This window comes from Brevibacillus schisleri (assembly GCF_055685845.1).
The window spans coordinates 5,873,799-5,884,634 of sequence record NZ_JBVNDM010000001.1 but is presented as its reverse complement, the minus strand read 5'-3'; the positions used below and the strand labels follow the sequence as shown (position 1 = coordinate 5,884,634).

General features: G+C 45.2%; 2 protein-coding genes. Both read left to right on the top strand.

Annotated features, from left to right (window positions below):
• Window positions 1–35 precede the first annotated feature (35 nt).
• Entirely contained in the window at window positions 36–2,027 is a 1,992-nt protein-coding gene (locus tag ACUUHJ_RS27960) for a condensation domain-containing protein (protein WP_472300596.1), read from the top strand.
• Between the two features lie 18 nt (window positions 2,028–2,045).
• Window positions 2,046–10,808, top strand: a complete 8,763-nt coding sequence (locus tag ACUUHJ_RS27955) for an amino acid adenylation domain-containing protein (protein WP_472300595.1) — start codon at window positions 2,046–2,048, stop codon at window positions 10,806–10,808.
• Window positions 10,809–10,836: the final 28 nt, after the last annotated feature.

Here is a 10,836-nt window from a genome sequence, read left to right as displayed (position 1 = left end):
AACCATTACGCATTTGCGTATCGGGGAGACTACGAATGATGGATAAAACCTTTGTCAAAACCATCCCTCTGTCTGAGGCTCAAAAAGATTACTATCTTCACGATTTGGTCTATCCAATGAGTCCGTATTATCAGGAGCAGTATTTGTTCCGATTCGAAAGTCGATTGGATGTATCGGTTACGCTCCGTGCTCTTTACGAGATCGTGAAACGCCACGAAATCTATCGATCCATTTTTGTTTTGGAAGATGAGCCCATCCAAAAAGTATATAGCGAGCCTGTATTGGATTTTGAACATGTGTCCTCCGCTACTTGGGACGATGCGATGATTAGAGAATATTTTCATCAAGAGTTTAGCAAGCCTTTTACGCTGGAAGAAGGGCCGTTATTCAGTTGCAGATTGCTGGATTATAAAGAAAGCGGCAGTATATTAAGTTTCAAGTTTCACCATATCTGTTTTGATGGGTGGAGTGTCTCACTCACGCTCGATGAATTTACGATGATCTACCAACTACTGATCACGGGCAATGATCACGAGTTGCTACCACAAATACACCAATACGCAGACTTTGTGGAGTGGGAACAGAAGTACATAGCCAGCCAAGAAGGCGAGGCTGCGAGAGTGTTTTGGAAAAAGAAATTGGGCGGAAATCTAGAGAGGTTTGAATTACCGGCAGATAAAAAACGTCCGAGTACCCCTTCGTTTAAAGGCGGGATAGCATTCTTTACGTTTACCCCCGAACTCCGGGATGCGTTGATTGCTTATCATAAACAGAACAAATATCCTACCGATGTCATTTATTTATCCCTTTTTAGTGCTTTTCTTTATCGGATAACTGGGCAAGACGACATCATTGTTGGCGTACCGAGATACGGCAGACCAAAAAGAGAGTTTCATACGATCATGGGACCGTGTATGGTGATGCTTCCTCTGCGAATCAAACTACCAAAGAACGGCTCGCTACGTGAGTTGGCAAAGCAGATCGATGAAGAGTTGTCTGTATGTTCACAGTATCAAAACTATCCCATTTCTTTGATGGCAGCTGAGTTGCAATATGAGCGCGATAAAAAATATGCGTCCTTTTTTTCAACGGCTTTCGTCCATCAAAAAGCGGTTAAGCAAAATGCAGCGATTATGCTGGGTAATGCCCAAAATACGTTTGATAGCAATGGTCTTACCGTAAGCACCTATCCGATTGGAAAAAATGTATCCCAGTATGATTTATGTTTGGTCGTTGAAAAGGACAACCATCATGATATTCTGGCAGGATTCGAGTACAATTCGGATATTTTGGATGAAGAAACCATTGCTAAATGGGTTGCCGACTTTGAACGCACCAGTCTTTCTCTTTTGAAAAATGACGGTGAAACCATCTCTGAACATGGTTTGCCTTCTCTCAAGATATTGCCAGAGGACGTCACTCCGGTCTCTACCGACTCTATGAAGTTCGAGCAAGAGACGTTTGAATGGTTATGCATGCAGGAAAATGGGATCGCTCAACTCGTTGAAGTTTGGGATACCTCTTCCTATGCGATATTCATGACTGCATTTCTCGTACTTTTGTATGCAGAAACTGAGATGGAGGATTTGACTTTGGCATTTCGTGCGGGGCGGGATGAGTGCGAGGATGCCCCAAGCGCCTTGCTTTTACGAGCGGATCTATCCGGCAATCCACTATTTGGCGATTTGGTTTTGCAAGTACAGAGCAAGTTAAAGGATGCCCACTATCATCAAGCGTCCTTTCCAAAACCTCATGAGCCCCAACTCTTATTTGAAATGAATGAGAACGAATATCCCTCCACGATTGATTTTCAATTCCGCGTCCTTGAAACTAACGATCACATAAATGGCACCATTACCTATCGTGCGAATGTATTCAAGAAGGAGACAGTGCAACGGATTTGCACCCATTATGAATACTTGTTGGAAAGTGTGACAGCCGAGCCGCATCAAAGAATCCGCGAGATTGTCAGTCATCTAAACAGCCAATTCCTGACCAGTGATGATTTTGAACAATTATTTCTGTAGCGAAAGAGGTGGACTGGCTTGAAGCATTTAACAAAAGAGAACGTACTGGAAGTCATAGAGCTTTCCATGGTGCAAAAGGAATTATTACGCCCAGACAAGATGACAACCATGCGCTATCTCATCGAGCACCGTCTCGAACCGGAAAGCGTTCAGGAAACGTGGAAGGAATTAGTCAGCGAGACGCCGGTGATGCGAACGGTTTGCCGCCAGCTCAAAAATAAACATGTACAAGTCGTATTGAAGGAGCTACCCATTCCCATTGACTGGCACGATGTACGGGAATTATCACCTGAACAGCAAGAGCAAGTGTATCTCTCTACGCTTACATCCCATCAGGAGCCCATTGCGTATGAGGAGGGGCCATTAATCCGAGTATCGATTTTGCAGATGGACACCAATCAAGCCGTCCTCATTTGGACCCATCATGCATTATGTATGGACGATGCCAGTCGCGAGCTTCTTGTAGCGGAATGGCTGAAACGGATACGGGGTACTCAGCCATCTGTTGACCATCGGGCCTCATTCAAAGAGTACGTTGCTTGGGAGTCAAGCCAAGATGGCTCCAAAGTCAAAAGCTTTTGGACAAATCAATTCCAAGGCTATGAAAGCGAGACTGTGTTTTATCCGGTACAAGGGGTACAAAAGGAAGCAAGTCATTCGATCAGTTGCAACGCTGTTCTTTCCGAAGCGTTAACCACGTCTATCAAAAGGATGGCATTCGAGCAGCGAGTATCCATAGAGGCAATTTTTCAAGCTGCTTGGTTCCTCTTGGAGAATATGTACAGTGGCGAGGACAAGCTGGTCATTGGCGTTACCGTCTCTGGCAGACCCGAAACATGGGAAGAGGCGAATACCATTATTGGACCACTGGCTCACAGCTTACCTGTCTTCCTGACCGTGCATGCGAATCAAAAAGTGCGTGATGTGGTAAAGGAAGTCCAGGAAGGCTGGGAACAATTGCAGCAACATGAAAGGGCCACACTAGACATGATCCGTAACTATGCAGGTGTGCGCGAAACGAACCCTATTTTTGGAACGACACTGACAATACGAAATGGTGTAGAAGATCATCAGGAATCTGCCAAGCTTTATCGCGGTGGCCTCCAAACAATGGAGATAGTCATAACGGTCGGGCAGTCCTTAAAGATTCAACTCTTCCATGAGAGTGTATCCTCCAAGAGCGATCTGGAACGGCTGCAATCCCATTACATCCATATGCTAGAGCAGATTTGCCAAGAGACAGACAGGAATATCAGCGATCTGAACATCGTGACGGATGAAGAACAAGGGATCATGACAGAGGTGATGGGTAATTTTACGAAGTCGAGTCGAAGCATGGAGCCATTTGCGCAGCAAGTGATAGAAGAGCAGGCGGGGCGCAATCCTGACGCTGTTGCTGCTATCGATTGGAAGCAATCCATCACCTACCGGGAATTGAATGAGGGTTCGAACCGCTTGGCGCACTGGCTGCGAAAACAAGGATTTGGCCGAAATGATCTTGCTTGCCTATTTGCAGAGAGAAGCATTGATATGCTGATTGGCATTTTGGCTGTGCTGAAAGCAGGAGGTGCCTATGTGCCGCTTGATCCAGCCCATCCCGATCAACGTCTTCTTACCATCCTTGATAACAGCAAGGCGAAGGTCTTACTGACTGAGGCGAGTTTCCAAGCGCGGAGTATGACCTTGGCAGATAGATTGGAGCACAAGCCGGTCGTGTTTTGCCTGAACAAGGGGGACGGGTCAAGCGCGGACATCTCTTTTTTGCAAGCGGCGGATACATCGAATCCAGACATCATCAATGCGCATGATGATTTGGTAAACGTCTTCTTTACCTCAGGCTCCACTGGTATGCCAAAAGGGGCAATGATCGAGCATAGTGGCATGCTGAATCATCTTTACGCCAAAATGGAAGTCCTTGGATTGAATTCAGACAGCATCGTCGTGCAGAATGCTTCCCATTGCTTTGATATTTCTGTTTGGCAGTTCCTCGCTCCCTTGATGGCAGGGGGAAAGCTTGTGATTTACGACAACGAGACGGCTACTGATCCGGATGCATTGCTCCAAGCCTTGAATCGAGACGGTGTCACCGTGATTCAGATGGTACCAGCGATGATTGAAGCTTTACACAATGCTGCCCTGACTCTTCCACCGGAACAGCACGCTTTGCCTCAATTGCAATACATGATTTCTACAGGAGAGGGATTGCCAGTAACCCTATGCAAAAAATGGCAAGACCTGTATCCCGATGTGATCGTAGTGAACACGTATGGAGCAACGGAGTGCTCAGATGATACGATGCATGAAATCATTGATCGTTCGTATGCCCATGATGATTATCCTTATGTAGCCTTGGGAAGCTCCATCGCCAATATGAAGCACTATGTACTGGACAAATGGATGCGCCCCGTTCCGGTTGGTTGTGTCGGGGAAATCTACATTTCTGGAATTGGTGTAGGGCGGGGGTATCTCCATGATGCTGAACGCACAGAGCTAGCCTATTCAGAAAATCCATTTTTGCAGGGCAGAACGGAACGGTTGTATAAGACAGGCGATTTGGGACGTTTTTTGCCAAATGGGAGACTCCTATTTGTTACGCGTGCTGATTTTCAGGTAAAAGTACGCGGACATCGCATCGAGCTCGGCGAGATAGAAAACGCCCTTTTACGTCACACGCTGGTGAGACAGTGTGTAGCAGTTACACGAGAAGATGAACATGGGCAGACCCGCATTGTTTGCTATGTGGTCATGCATGAACAGCAGAGTGAACAAGAGCTGCAAGCCTATCTTAGAACGATCTTGCCGGAGTATATGATTCCAGAGCGTATCGTCATTCTGGATGCGATGCCACTGAATCGCAATGGAAAAGTAGACAAAAAAGCATTGCCAGAGACAAACGTGATTCAAAAGAAGTCGGAAGCATTTGTCGCTCCGCGCAATGAGCTGGAACGAAGCTTGGCAGCTATCTGGCGTACCGTGCTAAACGTAGAGGACATCGGGATCGACGATGACTTTTTCCAGCTTGGCGGGCATTCCATGAAAACCATTCAGGTTCGCTTGCGCATGAAAAGAGAGATGGGCATAGAAGTTACCATCAAGGACTTATTCGAGCATCGAACCATTCGGGAGTTGTCCTCTCTGTTTCATCACGAAGAAGCGCAGTCCATAGGAGAGCTCTATACACAACAGGAGCGATCAATGATCCCCAGGGCAGAAGAGCAAGCGTATTACCCGGTGTCACATGCGCAGAGGAGACTGTTTTTCATTCAGCAGCTAGAGCCTGAGAACACAGCTTATAATATGCCGACGATTTACCATATTACGGGACCGTTAAAGGAGCATATTCTCCATCAGGCCTTTGGGTTACTGGTGAAAAGACATGAAGTGTTGCGAACAAAATTCTTATTAAGAGACGGACGCCCCGTTCAACAGGTGCTGCCGGGTAATGACTTCACCTATGCATTTATCGATCTTTCCAAGGAGTCCGAAGCGTCGAAGCAAGAAGCAATTGATCTGGTTATCCAAAAAGAGACGGAAACCAGCTTTGATTTTGAAAGGGATACATTGTTTCGTGTGAAGTTATGCAAGGCTGCGGAAGAAAAATACGTATTGCTAATGAACATGCATCACATGATCAGTGATCAATGGTCATGGGGGATATTGATGAAGGATTTGGGCACCATCTATGAATCTTTGCATCAAGGAATAGAGCCCGTATTGCCTGAATTGAACATCCAGTATAAAGATTACGCAGTCTGGCAAAATCATTCAATTCATCATGGAGAGCTAGGTGAATCAGAAGCGTATTGGCTGAAGACATTTGAAAAAGAGATTCCCGTATTGGACTTGCCGACAGATTTTCAGCGCCAGCCCGTACAAACGTATTTTTCGGCACTGGAATCTTATCCGATTTCGGAAAAAACGTTTGGTCGAATGCGAGAGATTGCGCAGCAGCATGATGCCTCCATGTTTATGGTGATTTTATCAACGATAGGCATTTGGCTGTCCAAGCTGACCAATCAACAGGATATCATTATCGGTACTCCGGAAGCTGGCCGGAATCACATGGATATTGAGCAGGTCATTGGATTTTTTATTAACACACTCCCGTTGAGACTGGAAGTCAATCAGGAGCATACCTTCATCGAGGCGTTGCACGTTTGGAGACAGCAAGCACTGGAGTCTTACATGCATCATGACTATCCATTTGATAAATTGGTCGAAAAAATTAACCCGGAAAGAGATGTCAGCCGCAATCCTATTTTCTCTTTTATGTTCCAATATATAGAGAAGGTAGAAGAGGAAAATATAATAAGCGGTTTGGAAATGACAGCCGTTGAATCCTATAATTCCATGACGAATTTTGATTTATCGCTCGTATGCATGGATCTGGAACCTGGCGCTGGTTTAACTGTCGAATATCGCACGGATTTATTTAAGCCAGAAACGGTTCAACGGATGCTCAGATATTTGGGCAACATCATCGAACAGGTAGCCAATCAACCGGATATTCATTTCAAACATATCGAATTATTGTCCGAGGAAGAAAAACAGGCAATGATTTCTGCTTATAAGGAAGTCACTTTTACCAATGGGGATGAGCATAAAACGATTATCGAATTATTCGAGGAGCAAACGGAGAGAACCCCGGATCGAATTGCTCTCGCTTTTGAAGAGCAAGAACTGTCTTATTCAGAACTGAATAAACGGGTCAATCAGCTGGCGAGGACATTGGTAGCTGAGGGCGTCCGTGCCAATCAATTGGTTGGGATCATCGCAGAACGGTCCATAGAGATGGTCGTTGGCGTGTTGGCCATTTTGAAAGCGGGTGGAGCCTATGTCCCGATTGACCCTGATTATCCAGAAGAGCGCATACGATACATGCTGGAACATTCGGGAGCAGAAGTTTTGCTGCTGCATCAGTCGGTACGCCATAAAGTGAATGCTGACCAAAAAATGATCATGCTTGACGATGAGGAGTCCTATCATCAGGAGAGTACGAATCTGGGGTTACCTGTTCAGTTTGATCAGCTTGCTTATGTGATTTATACATCGGGCACTACGGGAACGCCAAAGGGAGTCATGATTGAACACCGTCAGCTTCATTCGCTTGCACAAGCATGGAAACAAGAATACAAGCTAGATGAATTCCCCGTCAGGAGTTTGCAATGGGCAAGTTTTTCTTTTGATGTGTTTACTGGTGATTATATGAGATGTCTGTTATACGGTGGGAAGCTGGTTATTTGCCCAAAAGATGCGAGAGTGGATTTGGAGCGCCTTTATTACCTGATGGAAAAGCATGAGATTAATTTGTTTGATTCGACTCCCGTCCTGGTGCTTCCTTTCATGGATTATGTCTATGAAAACGGACTCAACATAGACTTCATGAAAATATTGATTCTTGGCTCGGATCAATGCCCGTTACATGCCTTTCACAAACTTGTCGATCGATACGGAAGTACAATGAGAATCTTAAACTGCTATGGAGTGACGGAGGCAACTATTGATTCCTCCTATTATGAAAGGGTTGACCAGCAAGATTACAAACTTTTGCCGATTGGCAAGCCTTTGCCAGGGGTGAAGATGTACATTCTGGATGCCAATCTTCATGTGCAGCCTGTGGGTGTCCCGGGAGAACTGTATATTGGAGGCTTGGGAGTAGGAAAAGGATATTTCAAGCAGCCAGATTTGACGAATGAAAAATTCGTTCCCAATCCATTTTGTATCGGCGAAAACATGTATAAGACAGGAGATATGGCGCGATGGCTCCCCAGCGGAGATATTGAATTTTTAGGGCGATGGGATAATCAGGTGAAAATAAGTGGGAATCGAATCGAATTGGAAGAAATCGAAGCGGAATTACGAAGAATGGCTGATATTCGCGAGGCGATCGTTATCGCAAGAGCGGATGAATCTGGTCAAAAAAGGCTGGTTGCATTCTATGTAGCTGCAAAAGCTGTGGAATCGAACGTATTGAGGGAGTCGTTGCGGAAGTCGTTACCAGCATTCATGGTTCCATCCCATTTTGTTCAGCTAGAGGAAATACCAGTAACGCCGAATGGAAAGATTGATCGAAAAGCGCTACTGGATATGAATATCGTCTTGCAGAGTGAAAGGGAATACGTGGAGCCCAATACGGACACCGAGAAGCTATTGGTGGCTGTGTGGCAAGATATTTTACATGAGGAAAAGATTGGGATTATGGATCATTTCTTTGAGCTCGGTGGCGATTCTATCAAATCGATTCAAGTCTCCTCGCAATTGGCAGCTTTGGGATACAAAATGGAAATTCGGGATCTTTTCAAATATCCAACGATTGCAGAACTGAGTACAAAACTGAAACCGCTGAATCGGAAAATTGACCAGAAGGATATCGAAGGCGTTGTATCACTAACACCGATTCAGCATTGGTTGATGCAAGAACACAGTCAGCATCTCCATCACTATAACCAATCCTTTGTGTTGTACTGTAAAGAGCGGTTTGACGAGAGGATGGTTCGCAAAGTCATCGATAAGCTCGTACAACACCATGATGCTCTGCGAATGATTTTCCGCGAGACCAATACCGGCTATGAAGCTTACAATCGAGGCGTCAACACTAGCGGCATGTATAGTCTGGAGATTTGGGACTATCAAGACAAGAACGGGTCCGAGCTCGAACAAGCGATGGACTTGAAATGCAGTGAAATTCAATCAAGGCTTAACATTTTTGATGGTCCATTAATGAGGCTGGGGTTATTCCGATGCTCGGATGGCGATCACTTGCTGATTGCTATTCACCATTTAGTCGTAGACGGGGTATCATGGCGCATTTTAATCGATGATTTCAAAACAGCTTATGGGCAGCTCCTTCGTAACGAAGAGATTCGTTTGCCTTTAAAAAGTGATTCCTTCCAATTATGGGCGCAACAATTGAACGAGTATGCCAATAGCGAAAGACTCGAACAAGAGCGTGAATATTGGAATCGAATCGAGGAGAGGGATGCTCAAACGTTGCCAATGGATTACGATGAGCAAAAACCGCTTCGGAAAACAACCAGGACCAAAACGGTCACGATGGATCAGCAGCAAACCGAGGAGTTGCTAAAACAAGCCAATCGTGCCTATCAGACGGAAATCGATGAACTATTGTTGGCTGCTATTGGAATGGCCTTCAAAAAATGGGCAAATATCGATTGCCTTGCTTTGAATATGGAAGGGCATGGCAGGGAGTCGATTCTACCAGATCTGAACATGAACCGCACAGTAGGATGGTTCACGAGTGAATATCCAGTAATGGTAGACGTCGGGAACGAAATGAATCCGTCAGCTATCATTCCGAAAATCAAAAAAGAGGTACGACGAATCCCACATAAAGGGATTCACTACGGTGTATTGAAATATTTGTCTGCAAAATCGCCAAACACCACCATGAATGTACAGCCTGAGGTCAGCTTTAATTATTTGGGACAATTTGATATGGATCGGAAGAACAAGGATGACGACATTCAATTGTCCACATTCTCAGGCGGAGAATCAATGAGTCTGGAGCAGTCCCAGGAATGCAAGATTGACATTGAGTGCGTGGTGTTGAATGGAAGCTTTCACTTTATGATCGCTTACAGCGAGGTACAGTATAAAACGGATACCATCGAACGACTTACTGCATGCCTCCAGGATAGTCTGATGGAGGTCATCCAGCACTGCATGATGAAATTGCGCAACAGTCCTGACCACGAAATCACTGGAGAATATGTAGATTTCGAAGCAGTGATAGACGGATTTTTCGACTCTTCTATGATGAATGATCTTCCTGGTGCAATTGCGGTGGTAGTCCAACACGGTCAAGTGAAGGTAAAGAAAGCTTACGGTTACGCCAATCTATCAGGGAAAGTGCCCATGAGTGCAGATGATACCGTAGTCAGGGTAGGTTCGATTTCCAAACTCGTAACGGTCGCTGCCATTATGAAGCTAGTGGAGCAAGGGCTGATTGGATGGAACGAGGATGTTCAGCAATACCTCGATATTGAAATACCGAGAAGAGTGGAGGGACCACTAACGGTAGAACATTTACTCAGCTACACAACAGGGTTTGACTCACCAGATGCGGGAAATGAGCAAAGCTATAATTTTGGCGGGCGTGACTCCCTAACGTTACGAGAGTATATTCACCGCTATATGCCAACCGTGATAGACAAACCTGGCGAACAATTTGGGAACGAGAATTTTGCCTTTATGCTGGCGGGTTATCTCGTAGAAAGAGTTACGGGCGTTTCCTTTAATCATTATGTAAGTGAGCATTTCTTTGCGCCTCTCGAAATGACAAACAGCAGTTTTCTACTACAACCAGAATTAGAGGCAAAAATGGCTACAGGCTATGATCTGGGAAATCAGGCGGTGCAAAAGTACGATTTTAGCCCTGCAATCTCACCAGACGGCAGCATGCTCTCCACGGGGCACGATATTGCCATATTCATGCTGGCTCTCTTACGTGGAGGTGCTGATGGCAAAGAAACCATTTTAGAGGCAGATTCGATAGATAAAATGTTCGCCAGTAAATCAGTCCCTCATCCAAAAGGGACGTCTACAGGGTATGGATTTACAGTGAAATTCCATCCAGAATACGTACATGAGAATGTTTTGGCGAAGGCAGGCGAGGTCATCGGCTTTCACTCATTTATGTGGTTCCTGCCAGAAAAACAAATGGGAGTCTTTGTTAGTACGAATAAAAGTCAATTCAACAAAATTGAATTTTTCGATTACTTCATGAAACGCTATCGTCCTGCGGAAGCGATCATCATGTAAATCAGTACCAAATCATATTCGTGTAAAC